At 66.5% G+C, this 22192-nt stretch carries 19 protein-coding genes; 14 read left to right on the forward strand and 5 right to left on the reverse strand.

The genetic code is table 11. From position 1 onward, the window contains the following. The 8 genes from P3W85_RS26355 to P3W85_RS26390 all read left to right on the forward strand — a co-directional run. On the forward strand, positions 1-1996 hold a 1996-nt coding region (locus P3W85_RS26355; protein WP_276266918.1), incomplete at its 5' end, for a TonB-dependent receptor. A gap of 7 nt (positions 1997-2003) precedes the next feature. Beyond that, entirely contained in the window at positions 2004-4472 is a 2469-nt protein-coding gene (locus P3W85_RS26360; RefSeq protein WP_276266919.1) for a TonB-dependent receptor, read from the forward strand. Between the two features lie 595 nt (positions 4473-5067). After that, on the forward strand, positions 5068-6327 hold the full coding sequence (locus tag P3W85_RS26365) for an MFS transporter (RefSeq protein WP_430869624.1): 1260 nt from the start codon (positions 5068-5070) through the stop codon (positions 6325-6327). Positions 6328-6410: 83 nt separating this feature from the next. After that, entirely contained in the window at positions 6411-7259 is an 849-nt protein-coding gene (locus P3W85_RS26370; protein ID WP_276266920.1) for a dihydroorotate dehydrogenase electron transfer subunit, read from the forward strand. Then, positions 7252-8202: a dihydroorotate dehydrogenase gene (locus tag P3W85_RS26375; RefSeq protein WP_276266921.1), complete on the forward strand. Its 951-nt coding sequence runs from the start codon at positions 7252-7254 to the stop codon at positions 8200-8202. Before P3W85_RS26370 ends, P3W85_RS26375 begins: the two co-directional genes overlap by 8 nt. Before the next feature lie 113 nt (positions 8203-8315). Next, positions 8316-9569 carry a hydantoinase/carbamoylase family amidase gene (locus P3W85_RS26380; protein ID WP_276266922.1) on the forward strand — a complete coding sequence of 418 codons (1254 nt, stop codon included), beginning with the start codon at positions 8316-8318 and terminating at the stop codon, positions 9567-9569. A gap of 270 nt (positions 9570-9839) precedes the next feature. Then, a complete protein-coding gene (gene aspA, locus P3W85_RS26385) occupies positions 9840-11264 on the forward strand; it encodes an aspartate ammonia-lyase (RefSeq protein WP_430869625.1) in 1425 nt (474 codons plus the stop codon). 63 nt (positions 11265-11327) lie between these two features. After that, on the forward strand, positions 11328-12032 hold the full coding sequence (locus tag P3W85_RS26390) for an orotate phosphoribosyltransferase (RefSeq protein WP_276266924.1): 705 nt from the start codon (positions 11328-11330) through the stop codon (positions 12030-12032). On the opposite strand, the gene P3W85_RS26395 is transcribed toward P3W85_RS26390, so the two are convergent. Next, positions 12023-12922: a sterol desaturase family protein gene (locus P3W85_RS26395; protein WP_017230516.1), complete on the reverse strand. Its 900-nt coding sequence runs from the start codon at positions 12920-12922 to the stop codon at positions 12023-12025. The two genes, P3W85_RS26390 and P3W85_RS26395, sit on opposite strands and share 10 nt — an antisense overlap. A gap of 124 nt (positions 12923-13046) precedes the next feature. Between P3W85_RS26395 and P3W85_RS26400 the strand changes: the two genes are divergently transcribed. Next, positions 13047-13955 carry a LysR family transcriptional regulator gene (locus P3W85_RS26400; protein WP_346430294.1) on the forward strand — a complete coding sequence of 303 codons (909 nt, stop codon included), beginning with the start codon at positions 13047-13049 and terminating at the stop codon, positions 13953-13955. 17 nt (positions 13956-13972) lie between these two features. Here the strand turns inward: P3W85_RS26400 and P3W85_RS26405 are convergent, their stop codons facing one another. After that, positions 13973-14659, reverse strand: coding sequence for a TetR/AcrR family transcriptional regulator (locus P3W85_RS26405; protein ID WP_276266925.1), 687 nt, complete (start codon positions 14657-14659; stop codon positions 13973-13975). Continuing rightward, positions 14656-15684, reverse strand: coding sequence for a ferredoxin--NADP reductase (locus P3W85_RS26410; protein WP_276266926.1), 1029 nt, complete (start codon positions 15682-15684; stop codon positions 14656-14658). The genes P3W85_RS26405 and P3W85_RS26410 overlap by 4 nt, the downstream gene beginning before the upstream one ends. 169 nt (positions 15685-15853) lie before the next feature. Here P3W85_RS26410 and P3W85_RS26415 point away from each other — a divergent pair, with 169 nt between their 5' ends. The 5 genes from P3W85_RS26415 (at position 15854) to P3W85_RS26435 (ending at position 20325) form a co-directional block, all read left to right on the forward strand. Then, positions 15854-16939: a ferritin-like domain-containing protein gene (locus tag P3W85_RS26415; protein WP_276266927.1), complete on the forward strand. Its 1086-nt coding sequence runs from the start codon at positions 15854-15856 to the stop codon at positions 16937-16939. 760 nt (positions 16940-17699) lie between these two features. Further along, on the forward strand, positions 17700-18224 hold the full coding sequence (locus P3W85_RS26420) for a dethiobiotin synthetase (protein WP_276266928.1): 525 nt from the start codon (positions 17700-17702) through the stop codon (positions 18222-18224). A gap of 129 nt (positions 18225-18353) precedes the next feature. Next, on the forward strand, positions 18354-18974 hold the full coding sequence (locus tag P3W85_RS26425; protein ID WP_276266929.1) for an RNA polymerase sigma factor: 621 nt from the start codon (positions 18354-18356) through the stop codon (positions 18972-18974). Beyond that, on the forward strand, positions 18964-19632 hold the full coding sequence (locus P3W85_RS26430) for an anti-sigma factor family protein (protein WP_276266930.1): 669 nt from the start codon (positions 18964-18966) through the stop codon (positions 19630-19632). The genes P3W85_RS26425 and P3W85_RS26430 overlap by 11 nt, the downstream gene beginning before the upstream one ends. Before the next feature lie 465 nt (positions 19633-20097). Further along, entirely contained in the window at positions 20098-20325 is a 228-nt protein-coding gene (locus P3W85_RS26435) for a hypothetical protein (protein ID WP_017228676.1), read from the forward strand. Positions 20326-20557: 232 nt separating this feature from the next. Here P3W85_RS26435 and P3W85_RS26440 read toward each other — a convergent pair whose 3' ends face one another. Both P3W85_RS26440 and P3W85_RS26445 read right to left on the reverse strand, forming a co-directional pair. Next, complete coding sequence (locus tag P3W85_RS26440) at positions 20558-21187, reverse strand: FABP family protein (protein ID WP_276266931.1); 630 nt, start codon at positions 21185-21187, stop codon at positions 20558-20560. Positions 21188-21454: 267 nt separating this feature from the next. Next, positions 21455-22189, reverse strand: a complete 735-nt coding sequence (locus tag P3W85_RS26445; protein ID WP_276266932.1) for a DUF4198 domain-containing protein — start codon at positions 22187-22189, stop codon at positions 21455-21457. Positions 22190-22192 lie beyond the last annotated feature (3 nt).

Consider the following 22192-nt stretch of genomic DNA (forward strand, 5'->3'; position numbering starts at 1 on the left):
GCCCTATGCCGGCGGCCAGGTCGCTCGTGGCGGCCGGCTCGGCCTGCTGGGCAACAAGAGCGTCATGGATACGCCGTTCTCGATCGTCAACTACACCGCGCAACGGATCGAGGATCAGCAGGCGGTCACGCTGGCCGAGGTCCTGAACAGCGATCCTTCCACGCGCTTCACCGGCCAGGTCGGCGGCGTCACCGATTCCTTCTTCATCCGTGGCTTTCCGATCAACGAAGGCAACCTGTCCGAGGTCGCGTTCGACGGCGTCTACGGCGTTTCACCGAACTACCATCTCTTCACCGAATACCTGGAGCGGGTCGAAGTGCTGAAGGGACCGGCAGCCCTGCTGTACGGCATGTCGCCGAACAGCGGGGTCGGCGGCGTCGTCAATGTCGTGCCGAAACGGCCCCTGGCCAAGGACCTGACGCGCTTCACGCTCGATTACGCGTCCGACGCGCAGGTGGGCGGCGCGGTCGACCTGAGCCGGCGCTTCGGCAGCGAGCGGGAGTGGGGCATCCGCTTCAATGGCCTGCACCGCCAGGGGCCGACCGCGCTCGACAACCAGAAGTCCCGCGCCGAGGTGGGCGCGCTGTCGCTCGACTATCACGGCGACCGTCTGCGGGCGTCGCTCGATGTGATCGAGCAATACCAGTGGGTCGATGCGCCGACGCGTCCCTTCCTGGTGGCGGCCGGGTTGCCGGTACCGTCGGCGCCCGACGGCCGGCGCAATATCACGCAGCCCTGGGGCTGGTGGAAGTCCAACGACCTGTCGACGCTGCTGCACGCCGAGTACGACCTGAGCGACAACCTCACCGTGTTCGCCGACGCCGGCGGCACCCGCTCCGATGTGGCGCGCTTCTCGGACCAGACGCCGACCATCCTGAATGCAAGCGGCGCAACCTCGGCGAGCCCGCATAACTGGAAGTTCCAGGTCAACCGCTCGACCTTCGATACCGGGCTGCGGAGCAAATTCGAGACCGGACCGGTCAGGCATGCTCTCGCGCTGCAGGCAAACCTCTACATGGACCGTATCGCCAACGCCGGCAATGCCGGTACGGCCATCCTGTCCAACATCTACGCGCCGGCCGACCGGGCGGAGCCGGGCGTACCCGCGCCGCAGCGGGTGCCGAAGGTCTCCGATTCGACGCTGTCGGGCGTGTCGCTGGCGGACACCCTGAGCATGGCCGACGACCGCGTGCAGCTCACCCTTGGCCTGCGGTATCAGCAGGTCAGGTCAAGCAACTACAACACCGTCACCGGTGCAAAGTCATCGTCATACGACGAGAACGCCGTCACGCCGCTTGCCGGCCTGGTGGTCAGGCCGTGGCAGCATGTGTCGCTGTATGCGAGCTATGTGGAAGGGCTGAGCAAAGGGGATATCGCGCCGGCCACGGCGTCCAATGCGGGGCAGGTTTTCGCGCCATACAAGACCAAGCAGCAGGAGGTCGGCGTCAAGCTGGACGCGGGCAAGGTGATGGCGACGCTGGCCGCGTTCCGCATGACCAAGCCCAGCGGGCAGCTGTTCGGCACCGTCTATGCCATCGACAGCGAGCAACGCAACCAGGGCCTGGAGCTGACGCTGTCGGGCGAGGCCTATAAGGGCGTGCGGCTGCTCGGCGGCGTGACCTTGCTGGACGGGGAGCTGACCAGGACCAACAGCGCGGCCACGCGCGGGAACAGGCCGGTCGGCGTGCCCACCGTGATGGCCAACCTGGGCGGGGAATGGGACCTGCCCTGGGTGCCCGGCCTGACCCTGACGGGCGCGGTCAACTACACCGGCAAGGAGTATGTCAACCAGGCGAACACGCAGCAGGTGCCGTCGTGGACCACGGTCGATCTCGGCGCGCGCTACCGGACCACGGTGAGCGGCAAGTCCACCACGTTCCGGGCCGGTTTGTTCAATGCCTTCAATCGCAAGTATTGGTCGGGAGTGGCGTCCTACGGGACGATTTCGCTCGGTGCGCCGCGCACCTTGATGGCTTCCGTGTCCGTGGACTTCTAGCCCGTCCATGTCCGCAAGCCACCGTGCCGCCGCGTTGACCGATCCTGCCCGCCAGCCAAAGCCGGCGGTGGGCTGGCTGCGCTGCGTCATGGCCTGTCTTGCCTTCGGCGCAAGCGTGCCGGTATTGCCCGCGCACGCGCAGTCGCCGGCGGCGCCGGGCGCTATCCAGGCCAGGGTGTTCGCCATCGCGCCTGGCCCGCTCACCGTCACACTGAACCGCTTCGCCCGCGCCGCCGGCATCAACCTTTCCTACGACGCGGCGCTGCTCGGCGATGCGCAAGGCCCGGGTCTGCATGGCAGCCATACCGTCGCGCAAGGGCTTGGGGCATTGCTGGCAGGGAGCGGGCTGGAAGCGGTGGCGCTGCCCGGCGGCGGGTTCGCCGTGCGCCGGGCGCCGCCGGCCGCGCGCGGCGAGGCTGCCGGATGGCTGCCGGCGGTGACCGTCACCGGCGTGGCCGCAAGCCCTGGTGAACTGCCGCAGCCTTTTGCGGGCGAGCAGGTCGCGCGCGGCGCCCGGCTGGGCATGCTCGGCGACGTGGATGTCATGGATGCGCCGTTCCATGTCACCGGCTACACCGCCAAGGCGATCGCGGACCAGCAGGCACGCACGGTGGGGGACGTGCTGGCCAACGATGCCTCGGTGCGTTTTGTCAGCCTGCCTGGCGGCATCCTGGATGCCTTCACCATTCGCGGCTTTCCTGTCGGCAACGGCAACTTCGGGGAAATTGCCTTCGACGGCGCGTACGGCGTTGCCTCCAATTACCGGGTATCGACCGCCTATGTGGAGCGCATCGAACTGATCAGGGGACCGACCGCCTTGCTGAACGGCATGGCACCCAGCGGCAGCGTGGGCGGCGGCATCAACATCGTGCCCAAGCGCGCCACCGGGCCGGACCTGACGCAGGTCACGGTGGACTACGCCTCGGCGTCGCAGCTTGGCGGCAACCTTGACCTGAGCCGGCGCTTCGGCGCCGCGCGCCAGTTCGGCATCCGCTTCAACGGGAGCCATCGCGGCGGTGGCACCGGCGTGGACAACCAGTCGCGCAACGCGGGCGCAGGCGCGCTGGCGCTGGATTATCAGGGCGAGCGCCTGCGCGCCACGGCGGATTTCATCGACCAGCAGGAAAGGATCAATGCGCCCTCGCGCCTGCCGCATATCGTTTCCGGCATCGCGGTACCCGCCGCGCCGGACGGGCGGCGCAATATCATCCAGTCCTGGGAAACCTCGCGGATCCGCGACCAGTCCTTGCTGCTGCGCGCCGAGTACGACCTGGGCGACGGGTTGACGTGGTTCGCCGATGCCGGCGGCGGCCGCACGCGCGTTGCCAGGCTGTTCGCCATCACGCCGTTGATCGTCGATGCGGCCGGCGATGTCAGCGTGTCGGATTCGAACTACCGGTTCAACGTCGATCGCGCCACCGCCGATACCGGCTTGCGGGCCCGTTTCGATACCGGTGCGGTTGGCCATAGCCTGACCGTGCATCTCAGTGCCTATCGGGACGCGTTAGGCAGAGGCGTCAATGCCTCCACCACCACCTTGCTGACCAATCTCTACCAGCCGGTCGCGCTTGCCGAACAGAGCCTGGCGTCGCCGGCAGGCACGCCCAGGGCGTCGGAGTCGACACTGACCGGCGTCGCGCTGGCCGACACCTTGTCGATGCTGGACAAGCGCGTGCAACTGACGCTGGGCGTGCGTCATCAGCGGGTCAGGTCGGACAATTTCAGCGCCGCGGGTGCCGCGGCGTCGCGCTATGACAGGAGCGCCCTCACACCCATGCTGGGCCTCGTGGTCAGGCCCTGGCCGCAGGTCTCGCTCTATGCGAACCGCGTCGAGGGGCTGAGCAAGGGCGATAGCGCGCCCTCCAGCGCCGGCAACGCGGGCGAGGTGTTCGCCCCCTACAAGGCCACGCAGTATGAAACCGGCGTCAAGCTCGAGCACGGGCGCCTGATGGCTACGCTCAGCGCATTCCAGATCACCAAGCCCGGCGGACAGATGACCGGCACGCTGTTTGCCGCCGATGGCGAGCAGCGCAACCGGGGGCTGGAACTCGGCCTGTCCGGCGAAGCGACGCCTGGCCTCAGGCTGCTGGCAAGCGCCACGATGCTCGACGCCAGGCTCACCAGGAGCAGCGACCCGGGCACGGCCGGCAAGACCGCGATCGGCGTGCCGTCTTTCCAGGCCAACCTGGGGGCGGAGTGGGATACGCCGTTCGTGCCGGCGCTGACCCTGGCTGGCAGTCTCGTCCATACCGGCAAGCAGTACGTCGACCAGGCCAACCGCCAGCGCATTCCCGGCTGGACGCGCGTGGACCTGGGCGCCCGCTACCGGGCCACCGTGGCAGGCAGGCCCACGACGTTCCGGATCAACGTCCGCAATGTATTCGACCAGCGCTACTGGGCCGCGGTCGACGCCTATGGCGGGCTGGCCCAGGCCGAGCCGCGCACGTTCATGCTGTCGGCGACAGTGAGTTTCTGAGGCGGCAGGCGGCCGCATGCGTGGATGAGGTAGGGGTGGCCAGGGCGTGAGTAAATCACAACAGGATTCGCTGATTCTGTCTCAATAATTGGATTTTTTGCGATCGCATGCTGTGGCTGGCGCGTTGGATGGGCAGCGACACCTGGGATAGGGGATTTCCCTAGCGTCGCAAATAGAGCTTGAAAGGCGGTTTTACTCGGCGTAGTCTAAAAAAAAAGATGAAACGCCAGGTTATGTCCCAGATGTTGGCAGCGTGCTGAGATGGCAGCGACAGAAACCTATTTTTTTGTCCCTTTGGTCCAAAAAAAGAGACAATCTTTGAGAGGAAGCATGGCGAAGGACGGTAAGCCATTCCGCGACATGGCGCGTTGCTTGGTCTTCTAGCGCCGTTTTCGCCACTAGAAGGACGAGAAGACCCGGGGCTGCCTCGGTCACCGGCGGGTTTGCCGGACCGGTGAGGCGGGCAAGAGGTCCCGGCGACGGCGCGAGGCGTCTTAGAAAGAGAGGCGGTGGGGCCAGCACCCCCTGCCGCCATTGACACAGGCGGTTCCGATCCGTCAGCCAGGCTCGGCCAAGATACCAAGGAGCGACCCCCATGGAAGCAAACGCGAGCGCATCGGCACCCCTTGCCGATGCCATGTCCTCCAACCCGTCATCCGGGCGCACCTCGGCTTACGCCTGGAAGGCGCTGGCAGGCTCGGCGATCGGCTATGCGATGGATGGGTTCGACCTGCTGATCCTCGGTTTCATGCTGCCGGCCATCAGCTTGTCGCTGGGCCTCGGCACCAGCCAGTCGGGCGCCCTGGTGACCTGGACGCTGATCGGCGCGGTGGCGGGAGGCATCATCTTCGGCTCCCTGAGCGACCGCTATGGCCGGGTTCGCGTGCTGACCTGGACCATCGTGCTGTTCGCGGTCTTTACCGGCATGTGCGCATTTGCGCAGGGCTTCTGGGACCTGCTGGCCTATCGCACCATCGCCGGCATCGGCCTTGGCGGCGAATTCGGCATCGGCATGGCGCTGGCGGCGGAAGCCTGGCCCGCCAGCAAGCGCGCGCGGGTGTCGTCCTACGTGGCCCTGGGCTGGCAGGCGGGCGTGCTGATGGCCTCGCTGCTCACGCCGCTGCTGCTGCCGCACATCGGCTGGCGCGGCATGTTCCTGCTTGGCGTGGTCCCCGCGCTGGTCGCCTGGTTCGTGCGCAACAAGCTGCATGAGCCGGAAGTGTTCGTGCGCAGCAACGATGCCGGGAAGAAGGCGAACGCATTCAGGCTGCTGGTTGCGGATGCGCGCACGGCGCGGACCAGCCTTGGCATTGTCGTCCTGTGCGCGGTCCAGAACTTCGGCTACTACGGCATCATGATCTGGTTGCCCACCTATCTGTCGAAGACGCTCGGCTTCTCGCTGACCAAGTCCGCGATGTGGACCTCGGTCACCATCGTCGGGATGATGATCGGCGTCTGCCTGTTCGGGCAATTGGCCGACCGCATCGGCCGCAGGCCCACTTTCCTGGTTTTCCAGGCGGGCGCGGTGGCGATGGTGATCGCCTATTCCCGCATGTCCGATCCGGCCACCATGCTGTGGGCCGGCGCCGTGATGGGCATGTTCGTCAACGGCATGATCGGCGGATACGGCGCGCTGATCTCCGAGGCCTATCCCACCGCGGCACGCGCCACCGCCCAGAACGTGCTGTTCAATATCGGACGGGCGGTTGGCGGTTTCGGGCCGATCGTGGTGGGCGCGCTGGCGGCAACGTACTCCTTCCAGGTCGCCATCGCGCTGCTGGCCAGCATCTACGTGCTGGACATGCTGGCCACGCTGCTCCTGATCCCCGAGTTGAAGGGCGTCGAGCTGGAGTAGGCGGGCTGCGGGCAGCCGCGCCGGATACGGCAGGCGGCCGGCATCGAGTGGCCAGCATCAAGTTCAGGTAGACAGGAGTCACCATGTCAGCAACCCTTTGCAGCGCGCTGCAGGGCGCCGCCGTCGCGTCCTACCGCTGCCGCGTCGTCGAGCACTATTGGGTCAACCGGCGCTACAAGTACATTCGCCTGGCGTCCGATGCGCCGCTCGCGCGGATCACCAGGCCGGGGCAGTTCTATCAGCTCAGATGCCCGGTCACGGAAGCGGAGCAGCCATTCCTGCTGCGCCCCATGAGCGTCTATGGCGCGGGGCCGGAAGACGGCCGCATCGAGTTCCTCTACAGCGTGACCGGCGCCGGCACGCGCGCCATGGCCGGCCTGCAGGACGGCGGGCAGTTGGATATCGTCGGCCCCCTGGGCAATACCTTTACCTTCGACCCCGCGTTCAAACGCATCCTGATGGTCGCGCGCGGCGTGGGCCTTGCCACCATGGCGCCGCTGATCCAGCAGGCGGCCGGCGCCGGCGTGGCGATCAGCGCGGTCATGTCGGCACGCGCGCCCGACGACCTGATGGAGAAAGAATTCCTGCGGGGCGCCAATGCCGGGGTGCACCGTGTGTTCGACGCCGATGGCTCGTCATCGGTGGAATCCGTCGAAGTCCTGCTGCGCCGCATGATCGACACCCAGCGGCCCGACGCCGTCTATACCTGCGGCTCGCACCGCCTGCTGATGCTGCTGCAGCGCGTGCTGGCGGACTATCCCGAGGTCAGGGGCGAGGTGGCGATGGAACAGCGCATGGCGTGCGGAATGGGGGTTTGCCTGTCCTGCGTCCGCCTGTTCGATTGTGACGGCGACAAGCAATTCCTGCGGGTTTGCCGCGAAGGCCCCGTGTTTTCGATTCGTGATGTGGTGGGGGAGGTGGAGTTTGGCTGATTTATCCGTTCGGGTCGGCGAGCTCACGCTGCGCAACCCTGTCATGCCCGCCTCCGGCTGCTTCGCCATCGAGTACCGCGAAGCGCTCGATTTCAACCGGCTCGGCGCCCTGGTCATCAAGAGCGTCTCGCCGAAAGCGCGCGCCGGCAATCCCACGCCCCGCGTCGCGGAGACCTGCGGCGGCATGCTGAACTCGATCGGCATTCCCGGCAAGGGGCTGGACCACTACCGCGATCACGTACTGCCGCCGTACAGAGCGTACGACACGCCGGTGGTGGTGTCGGTCTCCGCGGATACGGCGGAAGAGTTCGCCTTCGCATGCGAGGCCATGTCGCTGCCCGGGGTGGCGGCGATCGAGGCGAATATCTCGTGCCCCAACCTGGAGGCCGACGGCATGGCCTTCGCCATGCTGCCCGAGACCACCTACAAGGCCGTCGCGGCGATACGCCGGCGCACCCGTCTGCCGTTCTGGGTCAAGCTCACGCCCAACGCCAGCCATATCGCGGCAGTGGCGCGGGCGGCGGAGGATGCGGGCGCGGACGCCATCGTGATGGGCAACACGGTGCTCGGCATGGCCATCGACGTGCGCACGCGCAAGCCCAGGCTGGGCAACGTGATGGGCGGCCTGTCCGGCCCCGCCATCAAGCCGATCGCCTTGCGGCTGGTGCACCAGTGCTACCGCGCCGTGCGCATTCCCATCATCGGCTGCGGCGGTATCCAGAGCGCCGAGGATGCGGTGGAGTTCATGCTCGCAGGGGCCTCCGCCGTCCAGGTCGGCACCGCCTCGTTCCGCGATCCCGGGGTCATGCAGAAGATCATCGACGGGCTCCAGGCGTACTGCGACGAGACGGGCACCGCAGCGGTGCGGGACCTGACGGGACAGGTCCGGCTCGACCGGCAACTGAGCGACCGCTGGCTGCGCTTCGCGCAGCAATCGGGTTGACGACGGCGCCAGCCGCACCGCTGCGGCGGCCGGCTCCCGCCGCGCGCTTGCAGCGATGCACGGGTAACCAGCAACAAACAGACAAGCAGACAAGCGACAGGCAGACAAGCGTCATGGATATTCTGGAACTCAAGCCGCTCGCCGCGCAGCTGTTCAACGACATCAGGGCGCTGTCGTTCGATGGCGTGGGCGTGACCCGGGGCAGCTATGGCGCGGGCGAGACCGCCGCAGCCGACTATCTGCGGGAATTCGCGCTGCGCGAAGGTATCGAGGCCGGCACCGACCGGGCGGCCAATCTCGTGTTCCACCTGCCCGAAGCCGACCGCGACGCGCCGGCCGCATGGGTGGGTTCGCATCTGGACTCGGTGCCCCAGGGCGGCAACTACGACGGCCTGGCGGGGATCGTCGCGGGGATTCTCTGCCTGGTGGGACAAAAACGCAGTGGCCGGCCATCGAACGTGCCGCTGAAGGTGATCGGCTTCCGCGGCGAGGAGAGCGCCTGGTTCGGCAAGGCCTATATGGGGTCCGGCGCCGCGCTGGGCAAGCTGTCCGCCGACGACCTCGCGCTCAGGCACCGGCAGTCCGGCCAGACGCTGGCGGCGTGCATGGAAGCCGCCGGCGCCGATATCGAGGCCGTCCGCGCGCAGACCGTGCTGTTCGACAAGTCGAAGGTGCGCGCCTACCTGGAGCTGCATATCGAGCAGGGCCCGGTGATGGTGGCGCGTGGCTTGCCGCTGGCCGTGGTGCCTGGCATCCGCGGAAACGTGCGCCACAACCGCATCGCCTGCATCGGCGAGGCCGGCCACTCCGGCGCGGTACCCCGCTGGCTGCGCAAGGACGCCATGTTCGCGGTGGCCGAGCTGATCACCCGTCTCGACGAGCATTGGCGTGTGCTGCTGGAGCGCGGCATCGACCTGGTGGTTACCACCGGCATGGTCAGCACCAGCCCGGAGGAACACTCGGTCTCCCGCATTCCCGGCACGGTGAATTTCAGCTTCGAGGCGCGCAGCAAGAGCGTCGATACCCTGGAGGGCTTCTACCAGCTGATGCGCGCGGAATGCAAGGCCATCTGCCGCGACCGTGGCGTGTGCTTCGAGTTCGACCGCCGCATGGATTCCGCGCCGGCGACCATGGACAGCCAGCTGTCCGGGCTGCTGGCGGAGAAGTGCCGGCTGCAGGGCACGCCGTTCGAACTGGTGCCCAGCGGCGCCGGCCACGATGCGTCCCTGTTTGCCAATGCCGGCATTCCGACGGGCATGCTGTTCATCCGCAACGAGAATGGGTCCCACAATCCCGGCGAGGCCATGGACCTGGATGATTTCATGCTCGGCACGGGCGTGCTGGAGCAGGCCATCGGCAGCCTCTGAGCGGCGCCATGGCATGCTCGATCGCGTTTGTCCGGGGACCGCTGCCGCGGCCGGCCCCTGAACGCGGGGAGCATCACGTTCCTGAGCGAGCGCCGGCGGGCGCCCGGATTCGTAGCATCGCCGGATGGCAAGACGGAGCTTCCGTTCCTGGCCGGCGAGGCACTAGATTGGAAGATGGCGGAACCCGAAGCGAGCCGGGAAAGTGACATCGCAGCGACATTGCCAGGCTATAGCAATGCTCCCATCTGAGAGGCACGGATCATGAACGAGATGAACGACACCTATCGCATTGAATCGGACCTGCTGGGCGAGCGCGAGGTGCCCAATGCCGCCTACTACGGCGTGCATACGCTGCGCGCCGTCGAGAACTTCCAGATCTCCGGCACCACGATCGCCACCTATCCCAATCTGGTGATCGCCCTGGCCGCCATCAAGGAGGCGGCGGCGCAGGCCAACGCGGAACTCGGGCTGCTCCCGGAAGCGTTGCGCGCCGCGATCGCCGCGGCTTGCCAGGAGATCCGGGAAGGCAGGCTGCATGAGCAGTTCGTGGTGGACATCATCCAGGGTGGCGCCGGTACCTCCACCAATATGAATGCCAACGAGGTCATCTGCAACCGGGCCCTGGAGATCATGGGACACCAGCGCGGAGAGTACGCCTACCTGCATCCCAACGAGCACGTCAATATGGCGCAGAGCACCAATGACGTCTACCCGACGGCGCTGCGGATCGCCACCTTCTTCGCCATCGGGCACCTGCTGGACGCGATGGAAGTGCTGCGCGCCGCGTTCGACGCCAAGGCCGTGGAGTTCGCCGGACTGCTCAAGCTGGGACGCACCCAGCTGCAGGACGCGGTCCCCATGACGCTCGGCCAGGAGTTCTCGACCTACGCGGTCATGCTCGAGGAGGATATGGCGCGGCTGCGGGAGGCATCGGCGCTGATCCGCGAAGTCAATCTGGGCGCCACCGCCATCGGCACCGGCATTACCGCGCATCCCGACTATGCGGCCAAGGCCACCGCGGCGCTGAGCCGGATCACCGGGGTCGATCTGATCACCGCGCCCAACCTGGTGGAGGCCACGCAGGATTGCGGCGCCTTCGTGCAGATCTCCGGCGTGCTCAAGCGCATCGCCGTCAAGCTGTCCAAGACCTGCAACGACCTGCGGCTGCTGTCCAGCGGCCCGCGCGCCGGCTTTGGCGAGATCAACCTGCCGCCCATGCAGGCCGGCTCGTCGATCATGCCCGGCAAGGTGAATCCGGTCATCCCGGAAGTGGTCAACCAGATCGCCTTCGAGGTCTTCGGCAACGACACCGCGGTGACCTTCGCCGCGGAGGCCGGGCAGTTGCAGTTGAACGCCTTCGAGCCGGTGATCGCGGCCAGCCTGTTCCGCAGTTTCAAGCACCTGACCAACGGCTGCGCCACGCTGGCGGAGCGGTGCGTCAAGGGGATCACAGCCAACCCGGACCGGCTGCGAGAGACCATCGAGCGCTCCATCGCCCTGGTGACAGCGCTCAACCCGATCATCGGGTACAAGAACGCAACGTCGGTCGCTGCCGAGGCTTACGCCAGCAATGCGACCATCCGGGAGGTGGTCCTGGCGCGGGGCCTGATGACCGAGGCGGAACTGGAGGAAGCCCTGCGGCCGGAAGCCCTGATCCAGCCCCGCGCGTACGGCCCGAAGCCGGCCGGGCGGTAGCGCGGCGTCTTGCCACCGCTGCACGAGCCTGCCGCGGTGGCGCACAAGAATTGGAGCACATGCATGTCTCAACCCTTCCAGCCATCCCGAGCTGCTCAGCTGCGTTCCCAGGTCGGCCTGTCGACAACCGTGGGCCGGGCCCTGCTGGACGCCGGCTGCGTCAAGTTCCGCACGGACGAGCCGTTCCGGCTGCCGTCCGGCTGGGCCAGCCCGGTCTATATCGATTGCCGCCGGCTGATTTCCTTTCCCCGGCTGAGGCGGGAACTGATCGCTCGCGGGCTGGAGATGCTGAGGGAGCGCCACTGCCTGGAGGGCATCGACGCGGTGGCCGGCGCCGAGTCGAGCGGGATCGCGCCTGGCGCCTGGGTGGCCGAAGCCCTGGACCTGCCGCTGCTGTATGTGCGCAAGGAAGCCAAGGGCCTGGGGCCGGGTTCGCAGGTCGAAGGGCTGGTGGCGGCGGGAGACCGGGTGCTGCTGGTCGACGACATGATGGCGGCTGCCCGCTCCAAGCGGATCTTCTGCGAAGCGCTGAGCGCCGCCGGCACGACCGTGAAGGACATTTTCGTGCTGTTCGACTACGGCACCTTCCCCACGCAAGCCATGCTGGCCCCATGGCAGGTCACGGTGCATTCGCTGGCGAACTGGCGGGACGTGCTCGACGCAGCGTGCGCGGCCGGTACCGTTGGCCAGCGTAGCCTGGACGAGCTGCGCGCGTTTCTGGACGACCCGCTGCGCTGGTCGCGGGATCACGGCGGGCGTCAGGCCTGAGTCCGTTCGCCATGCGGCAAAGCCGCATCGGCGCTGGCCTCCGCATAGGCGCGCCCGCCGAAGCGCAGCGCGGAATGCTCGCGCCGCGATTGGAACAAGGGATAGAACATCTGGGTGAACCAGCGCTCTTGCCCGAACAGCAGGTCATCCTGCAGGCCGACCCTGGCGGGGTACTTTCGCGTGATGTGCGCGGAGCCGAACAGGATGTCCCAGAAGAACAGCAGGTTGCCGAAATTGCCCTTGTAGTGCCCGATGCCGTCTTCATTCGTCAGTGCGTGGTGGGCCCAGTGCGTGGCCGGCGTCGAGATCGTCCGCTCCAGCACCCACATCACCGGGCGCAAGGCGCGGATCCGGTACAGCGGCTCGTCCCAGCGCCATGCGCTGTGTGCGCCAAGGATCACGGCCAGCTTGACAACGATGTACACGCCATAGACCTTGGCGAAGCCGAGGTACAGCAAGACGCCGGCAATCCACAGTCCCGGCATCATCAGGTAATAGAAGAAATTGTTGCGGTACGTCATGCGGATGCTCATGTACTGCGCGGTGTGGTGCGCGCGGTGCAATGGCCACAGCAGCGGCGAATGCGATAGGCGGTGCCACCAGTACTGGGTCATGTCGTCGCAGACCAGCATGATCGCCACCATGGCCCACCAGGGCAGGTCCGCCCACGCGCCTTGCTGTTGCGGAATCAGCCACACGCAGAGCTTGTTGGTGACGAGCAGGGCCAGCGGCTGGGTCACCGCCAGCAGGCTGACGAACATCGCCAGTTCCAGCTTGGTATCGTCGTGGGTGGCGTGGACGCTGCGCTTGTAGCGCCGGGTGACGAACTCCATGCCGGCAAAGCCAAGCATGATGGTCAGGATCAACAGGTTCTGCAGGTGCGGACGCATTGGCGTTGTCTCCGATGTCGCTTCATGGTCTGGACGACTTTAGGTCCGGACCACTTTAGGCTTGCCGCGTTAATGCGTCCAATGCATACTTCGCAACGTTCCAATGCGTATGGAGCAACGCAAGATGATGGATCTTCGCCGCCTCGGCCACGTCCTGGCGCTGGCCGATACGCTGCATTTCGCGCGGGCGGCCGAGCGCGTTCACCTGAGCCAGCCCGCCTTCAGCCGCAGCATCCAGGCCATCGAGAGCGATCTCGGCATCCGCCTGTTCGAGCGCGATGCCGGCGACGTCCGGCCCACGCCGGCCGGCGAGTTCGTGATCGAGCGGGCCCGCAAGCTGCTCTTCGATGCGCGCTGCCTGCAGCGCGATGTCGATCTTTATCGCGACAGCGAGCTGGGCGACACCGCCTTCGGCGTCGGGCCGTTCCCGGCCGCGACCCTCATGCCGCGTGTGCTGTCCGAACTGCGGCGTCTCTATCCCAAGGTTGCCTTGCGGGTCGAGGAGAGCAACTGGCACCAGTTGCTGGAGCGCCTGCGCACGGAGGATATCGAGTTCTTCGTTGCGGAGGTACGCGACCTGCCGGAGGACGCGGCGCTGGATGTCCGTCCGCTGGGAACGCAGCGCGGCTGCTTCTGCGTCCGCGCGGGGCATCCGCTGGCGGCGCGCCAATGCACGTTGCAGGATGCCTGGCGCTACGGCGTTGCGGCCACGAAGGTACCGAACGTGGTGAAAGCCGGGCTGGCGAGAGCCATCGGATTGCCGGCGGGGCAGGAAGCCATTCCCGCCCTGGAGTGCGATGACTTCGCCATCCTGCGGGCGGTGGCTTTATCGACCGACACGGTGCTGGCCGCCACGCAGGCCGCGGTGCAAGCCGATCTCGATGCCGGTGCACTGGTGCCGCTGCGCGTGCGGGGACTGCCCGCGCTGTTTTCGGAGATGGGCGTGGTGAGCCTGCGCAACCGGACGCCGTCGCCCATGGCGAGCAATGCGATCGCCTGCATCACGCGGGTTGCGGGTGAAGTGAACAGGTAGCCCGTAGGGGGCGATGCCTAGGCCTGGCCGCCTGCCGGCAGCGCAAGGTAGCGATGCAGCATCTCGGCAAGCCGCTGCTCCAGCCGCGGGTCGTACAGGTCCAGGCCGCCGGGGGCATGCAGCACGATGTTGGTCAAGGCGCTGACGACAAGCTGGACCGCGATCCGGGTTTCGTCGTCGGGTCCGGTGAAGCGCGTGGCATCGACATGCCGTGCCAGGCGCGGCACCATCGCATCCAGTATCCGCTGGTTGGCCTCGCGGATGGGGCGCCACAGGGGGTTCTGCGCAGGGCCGTGCCGCATATAGGCCGCGAACAGGCCGCGGTGCTTGCGGAAGAGATCGATATAGAAGCCGACGATGCGGGCGCAGATCGCGGCGGCCGGCCCCGTGGCCCACACCGGGTCCGTGGCCAGCGAGAGGTCCAGCGCGGCGCGCAGTTCTGCCAGCGTGTCCTCCAGCACCAGCGCGCAGAAGGTCTCTTTGTCGGGGAAGCGTGCATAGAAGGCACCGACCGAGGTGCCCGCGGCACGCGTCAGCCCGGCAAGCGAGAAGCCGCCCAGGTCGCCCGCTTCATTGATCAGCGTCCTGCCTGCCGACAGCAATGCCTTCAGCGTGGCTTCGCTGCGCTCCTGCCGGGGTGGCTTCAGTCCCGCGCGCAGCGTGGTAGCCGCGGCTTTTCCCGGCGCCGTGGTTTCGGATGTCATACGTCGTAGGTAATGGCGACCGGCCGCTCCCGGCGCGGGCGCGCCTGGCAGGTCAGGATCCAGCCGGCGGCAAGCTCGTCGGCATTGAAGACATCGTTGCGCTCATGGACCACCGCACCGTCGATGCACTTGGCCGCGCACGAGCCGCAATAGCCTTCCTCGCAGGCATAGGGCGCATCCACGCCGCTGGCCAGCGCCGCGTGCAGCAGCGACTGGCCGCCGGCTACGCGGACCACATGCAGCGCGCCGCCGATGGTGACGCTGGCATCGCAGGCGTCCGTGCCCGCCTGCGATGAAGGGCTCGCGGCAGCAGCCCCGGGTTGCTGCGCGGCAGCGTCGAACCGCTCAAGATGCACGCGCCCGCGCGCCACGCCTGCCGCTTCGGCCGCTTCCACGACCGTCTGCATGAACGGCCCCGGGCCGCACAGATAAAGCTGGCAATGCGCCACCGGCGAGAGCAGGGCGGCAATGTTGCCGCGCCCGGGAAATCCAGCGGCATCGTCGTAGTGCATATGCACGGTCAGCCGCTCGGGGTGGTCCCGCGCCAGGCTGGCGATCTCCCTCCCGAAGATCGTGCCGGCGGCATCGCGATTGGCATAGAAAAGCGTCATCCCGCGCTTCGTGCAAACCAGCGCCGACCGGATCATCGAAAGCACGGGCGTAATGCCGCTGCCCGCCGCGCAGAAGAAGAGCGGGGCGTCGCTGTCGTCGCAAACGAAACGGCCGGCCGGCGCGCTTACCTCCAGTTGCGTGCCGGCGCGGACATGGGCGTGGAACCAGCCCGACACGCGTCCGCCGGGGATGTGCTTGACGGTGACCACCGGCAGGCCGCCGGCCTCGGGCGAGCTGGAAAGCGAGTAGCTCCGCTGCAGGATTTCGCCCTCCATGTTTACCCGGAAAGTGAGGTGCTGGCCGGCGCGATACGCGAACGATTGCTGCAGCGCATCCGGCACCGCAAGCGTGTAGGAGCGCGCGTCGGCGGTCTCCCCGGTCACCTGCGCGACCGTCAGATTGTGGAACTGCATCAATGTCTCCCGGCGGCTCCGGACCCTGTTCCGAGTCCTTGAAATAACAAGAAAGAGAATTATGATTCTGTTTTATAGCCGGAGACCAACGCAAATTCAAGACCGTTCCCACCTCCGGTGAAACCAGCGTGGAGAGCGGTCGCAACCCATGAGCGCCAAAGGAGACGGCATGTCATCCCTTCATCGTTACACGCTGCCGGTGGTCCAGACAGGTTGGTCGATCGGCAGCCAGGTGGCCACCGAGTTCAACTGGGAATACGACAACGAGAATTCCAAGCTGCTGCAACTCTACGAGACCAGCAAGAAGCAGCAATGGAACGCCAGCGACCGCATCGATTGGTCGCAGCAACTCGATCCCGAGAACCCGCAGGAACTGGACGACCGGATGATCCCGATCTACGGCACGCCGCTCTGGGACAAGCTGGGGCATCAGGACCGCATCGAAGTGCGCCGCCACCAGCAGGCGCATTCGCTGTCGCAGTTCCTGCATGGCGAGCAGGGGGCGCTGATGGTTTCCGCGCGCATCGTGCAGATGGTGCCGGGCATGGACGCCAAATTCTATGCCGCCACGCAGACCATGGACGAAGCGCGCCATGTCGAAGCGTATTCACGCCTGCTGCACGAAAAGGTAGGCATTCTCTATCCGATCACGCCGGGACTCAAATCGCTGCTGGAAACCATCCTGACCGATTCGCGCTGGGACTTCTGCTACCTCGGCATGCAGGTGCTGGTGGAAGGGCTGGCGCTCGCTGCGTTCCAGCGCATCCGCGACTTTTCCAGGAATCCGCTGGCCGCCTCGATCAACGCTTACGTGATGCAGGACGAAGCGCGCCACGTCGCCTTCGGCCGTACCGCGCTGCGCGGCTACTATCCGCAGCTGACCGAGGCCGAACGGAAGGAGCGGGAAGACTTCGTCATCGAAGCCTGCTACCTGATGCGCGACCGCTTCGACCAGAAGGAGGTCTGGGGCCGCCTCGGCCTGCCGGAGGACGAGTGCGCAAAGGCGGTGCGGGAGTCGGAGAACATGCGGCAGTTCCGCCATCGGCTGTTCAGCCGCATCGTGCCCACCGTCAAGGATATCGGCCTGTGGAGCCCGCGCGTGCAGAGCGCGTTTGCCGACATGGGCGCCATCGAGTTCGCCAATGTCGACGTGGAGGCGCAGTTTGCGCAGGATCAGAAGATTGCCGAAGAATTCGATGCGCGCCGGCACGTGACGGACGCCATCGACGCGGCGCAAGCCGGCGCGCAGCACTGAGGCGGAAGGGGGGCTGGGCGGTGGCGCAACCACTTCCCAGGTTTCTTGGATTCGCCGGGCTGCGTGGGTAACCAAGGTCGCTTGTCGGCCCACTGCCGCCAGCCGGCGGCTCATCATTCGCATGACAGCTTCCGGAGCGGAGCTGCCATTGACACGAAGATCGCCACTGCCAGCACATCGGCCATAGCGGTCTTTTGGCCCAAGGCGTCCAGGCATCTGCCGCGGGCTTGCTACCGGGCGGACGCTCACTGGGCGCTCCAGGCTGAACGTCCGCTTGCTCTGTGGGGGACCGGTAGCAACCAGCCCAACGCGGGCCATCGGGTCAGCTTTCGTCCTGCAGCTACCGCTGTCATCTGGCGTTGCGGCAACAACGACAGACGGGAAGGTGCATGTTGGGCGCACACGATGCTATGGCCCACACTGGCTGGCGGAAAGGCGATCGCCTGTCCGCCAGCGCGTCGCCGCGCCGGTGTCCGACCGGGCAGATCTTGCCGGATGGCCCGGGTCGCCGGACAGGGCAACCTTCATTCCCGATATCTGTCCGGTTCATGCGAATAACCGCGCTCGTGCGGCAGTAATACAGGTGCCGGCACGCAGCGGCGCCTCCCGGATAGCCTCCCGCTTCGACATCCAGCCGGTTCGCCAGGGCATGACACCGTGGCGCGTCGGCGGCCCGGCATGCCGGCGCATCCTTGGCGCTGCCATCCGGCTCCGCAGGCCGGGCGGCAGTCTTCTCCACGATGGTTGCAGGAGATCAGACATGTTTTCCATTACCTCAATCAAACGCGCGCTGAAGCTTCATGCGCCGCGGCATGCACGGCCGATGCTGGCACTGGCTGCCGCGGTCCTGGCAGGCGGCTGCGCGAGTCCGGCGTGGCAATCGGTAACGCCGGGCACCAGCCAGGCCGAACTGCGGGCCAGGCTGGGTGAGCCGCGCGAGGCCTATCCACTGCCGGATGGCTCCTGGCGCTGGCTCTATCCCGCGCCAGGCGAAACCAAATGGGCAGCCGAGCTGGATCCCAGCGGGCGCGTCGTCAGTGTCAGGCAGATCCTGACCAGCGAGGAGCTCGGCCAGGCCAGGATCGGCGAGTGGACCATGCATGAGGTGCTGGTTCGTTTCGGCAAGCCGGCCGAAACCACCGAATTCCCCCGCCTGCACCGCAGGGTATGGAGCTACCGTTTCGCGCAGGACGGTCTGTCGTACGCGACGATGCACTTCTACTTCGATCCGGGCGGGGTGCTGCGCCTGACTCAGGTCATCCCGGATTTCCTGACCGGGTCGTAGCGCGCGCCGGCTTCCACCGGGCAACGGCGCCGTCGAACACCGCAGGGTCTTTCCCGGCGGGCAGGCGTTGGCACGGGAATAAATGGCAGCCCGGGGCGGTAATACACAGGCAAGGAACAGGAGGGCACCGTGGCTGCAACCGACGAGTCCCGCCGCTTCTCGGAGGTGGCTTTGCCGCATCTGGACGCGGCCTACAACCTGGCACGCTGGCTGAGCGGCAGCGCAGGCGATGCCGACGATATCGTGCAGGAGGCCTACTTGCGCGCGTTTCGTTTCTTCAATGGCTTTCACGGTGACAACGCGCGGGCGTGGCTGCTTGCCATCGTCAGGAACACCTGGTTCACCGAGTGGCGCAGGCGGCGCGATGCGGCCGAGGGCGCGTCCTATGACGATGCCCTGCATGGCGACGAGCGCCTGCAGGGATGGGAGGACGATATCGGCAGCAATCCCGAAACACTGGCGGTGCGCCAGGAAGATGTGCACCTTGTCCACCGCGCGCTGGAGACACTGCCGGTCGAATATCGCGAGGTGCTGGTCCTGCGCGAGCTAGAGGAGTTGAGCTATCGCGATATTGCGACGGTTGCCGGCATTCCGATCGGCACTGTGATGTCGCGGCTGGCCCGGGGGCGCCATCTGCTGTGCGCCGCGGTGCGAGCGGCCCAGGCGCCGGCATGCGGCCATGCCGCCGGTATCGCGCGCGTCCGCGTGCCTGCGCCTGACCACTCGTTGGGAGAGAATCATGGACAATGACAAGGCAGCGCGTTCGCTGCACAGCCTGCTGCGCGACGGATCGCTCTATCATCGCGCTCCGCCGCATCTGCGTGCGCGCGTGCTGGCGGGGTTGCCGCGCCAGCCTCGCCGCCAGCCCTGGTTCGCATGGGGCAACCTTGCCTTCCATCTTGCGCCGGCGTGGGCTGGCGGCGCCTTGGCAGGCGTCGCGGCCTCTGCGCTGGTGTTTGGTGCGCTTGTCCTGGTGCAGCCGCCGCGAACCGGCATGCTGGGCGACGAGATTGTCGCGAGTCACGTGCGTTCGCTGATGTCGCAGCATCCGGTCGACGTAGTGTCGACCGATCGGCACACCGTGAAGCCCTGGTTCAACGGCCGGCTCGACTATGCGCCGCCGGTCATCGACCTTGCGGCACAGGGCTTTCCCCTGGCAGGCGGGCGGGTCGACTATGTCGGCCACCGCGCCGTCGCGGTGCTGGTCTATCGCTACCAGCGGCACCCGATCGACCTTTACGTGTTCCCCGCGCAGGGCAGGGTGCCCGCGCACGCGGCCTATTCTGCCGAGGGATACGCAATGGCGCGGTGGCAGCAGAACGGCATGAGCTTCTGGGCGATCACCGACGCGGAGCCGGAGCATCTGAACACGTTCGTGCAGGCGCTGCGGACGTGGCAAGGCAATTAGAACGGCGAACGGGGCCATGTCATCACGATAGGCCGGGTAGGCACTGTCGGTTGCAAGGCAAGGAGGAAGATCGACAAGGCATTGTGGAGAGCGCGGACGCCTCTGCTGCCGGCTGTGCGGTGCGCTCGTCCCCGCGTGGCGCATCGGCATCCACCTGGCTTTGCCCGCGCTAGCCTGCGCGGGCATTGGCGCCGGATCCGCTGAGCGGCGTTGTCAGCCAGTCCCGATGTCAACGCGGATGGTGCGGTCGATCTGCGCGGCGCCACCGGCCATGAGACCGGAGACCTTGCCGCCCTTCGTTCGGGACCGGGAATAAGCCTGGCCTCTGCGCAGTTCTACAGGTGCATGGCGAACCGGTTGCCGGCAATCAGCGAGTTCCCGGAAGCCGGATCGACATGCGAGCCCAGGCGCAGCCCTCGCGGCAACGTGCCTTGGGAGCCATCCCTACTGCAATTGGAGCGCATCATGAAAATCCTGATTCCGGCGGCTGTCGCCGCATTGACATCGTTCGCGGCCCTGGCCCATGCGTCCGCCATTCCCGGCAATGCCGCAACGCTGGACAGCAAAGCCCATATCGCCGGGCCGCGAGATCCCTACACCGATGGGGCGCGAGCCAGCAAATTCGACGTCTATTCCGATGGTGCAAACATCACGGAGCGGCGCGATCCGTTCACGGACGGGGCGCACAGCTAAGGCGCCGGGCGCACCGCGCGCGACGTAAATAGAGAAGGGAGAAAGGCAGGCTGCGGCCCGCCGGTGGTTTTCCACCGGCGGCTTGTTCCGGGTTCATCTGGCTGCGGGGCGGCGCGCTGTCTGGGGTCGGTAGAGCACGCGTCGTGTTGTCATTCTCGCCACCATGCCAAGGCGGGCCATATCAAGCACAGGGCGAGATCACGCTGCCGCGAAACCAGTACGGCAAGATCCATTATCGTGCGAGCGGATTCGGCGTGGGCTCTCCAATCTTGGTGAGCGTATTGCGATCGGTATGATGAAACGGCTCGGTCTTGCCCCGGATCATGAGCACCGTGTCCTCGTGGTAAGACCAGGTCCCATCGGCGTTGATCGTGACATTGATCCGAAATTCGATGGTCTTGAACGCATGCTCAAGGAAAGGGTTGGAGCAAATGCCATGCGTTTCGGACCCCTTCGTCGCAACGAGCTCAAACGCCGTCGCATCGGCGGTCGCATTTCCAACGGCCATTACGGTTTGGCCGCGAGGGATCGTCAGCGTGTGGATGACCGTGCCAGTGCCCGGCTCCCAGAGCCAGTAGCCCACTTGCTCGTGATAGGTCTTGATCTGATCCGGCTTGACGACGTGAGTGTGGTAGCGGAGCCCGTAAAGGAGTTGGGGGCCATTGGTCTGTGGATCAATCGGCTGGAGTTCGATCCGTTCCACGAATGCCTGCTTCTTCGGGCCTTCTGCCTTGGGCTTGACATCCAGCCCGCGCATTCCCTGCCAGATCCCGGCCATGCCTGTCAGCGGGCCCAGGTTATTTAGCGTATCGACATCAATGTCGGATGGCTCGGTGTAAATATCGGCAGGAAACTCGTTCACGATGGTTCTCGATTGAAGCTTTGGAATGTGGGGTCCACGCAGCAGTTCCGGATATGGGCACGGTTTCCGGCCGGTACGCGATTGCACCGTCCGGTCCCGGCGTTCATGCTACGGTACGTGGATTTTCCGCCCGATTCTAACAGCCTCGGAACTTCGACACCGTCGTTCAGGTGAGGGGGAACGATTGTGCGCCCGATACCCGGCGGGCATGCATGCGACGGCCCTGCGCCAGAAGGTATATCTGCCGGCTTCATGCTCGACCGGCCCTCAATCCATCTTGGATGCCTCCCACTGCGCGGGCACCGATGTGGCTGCGCCGTTTCGCACTGACAGCGTGGCGGTCATGCGATGGCGTACGGCTTCGAAGCGCTGGTTCCCGAATACCCCCTCGACGCTTTCCTTGTGGACGACCTGCAGGATGTACTGGCCGCGCCATGGATAGCTGACGCGCACCGTACCGTCCTGTCCGGTTCGCTCTTCGCGGGACCAGGTGTTAGGCGCGACGATTCGCACCTCAACGCCGGCCAGCGGAGCGCCGCGGAACACGACCCTGAACTCGCTGGCCTTCCCGGTGGGGACGATGTCGAGCGGGAGCACCGGCGCGACGGGCGCTGGCCCCGTCAGCAGGCGTGCATAGAACATCGGCTTGACCACGCCAATGCCGTAGCGGGTCCAGTCCTTCACGGCGTAGCCGGTTTCTTCCGCCACGATGCCCGAACTGCCTTGCGGCATCGGGAAGGTAAAGCCATCGGTGCCGCGCACGGCGTCGAGCCCGGACAGTTTCCCGGAACGGTCGACGGCCCGGATCTCCGGGGCCGGCATTTCGTCGAGGCGGCCTGGCGAGCGTTCGTGCAGGCGTTCCTCGTATTCGCCGAAATACAGCCGCGAGGTCTTGGCGCCCTGTTCGAGCCAGAGGTAATGGGCGTGGGCCGGCAGCGCCAGCGCGGCGCTTGCGATCATCAAGGCGGCAGCAGCCAGCCGGGCTGGGGTGGGCTTGTTCATTGG

Origin of the sequence: Cupriavidus basilensis (assembly GCF_029335485.1) — a bacterium.
Lineage (GTDB): Bacteria > Pseudomonadota > Gammaproteobacteria > Burkholderiales > Burkholderiaceae > Cupriavidus > Cupriavidus basilensis_E.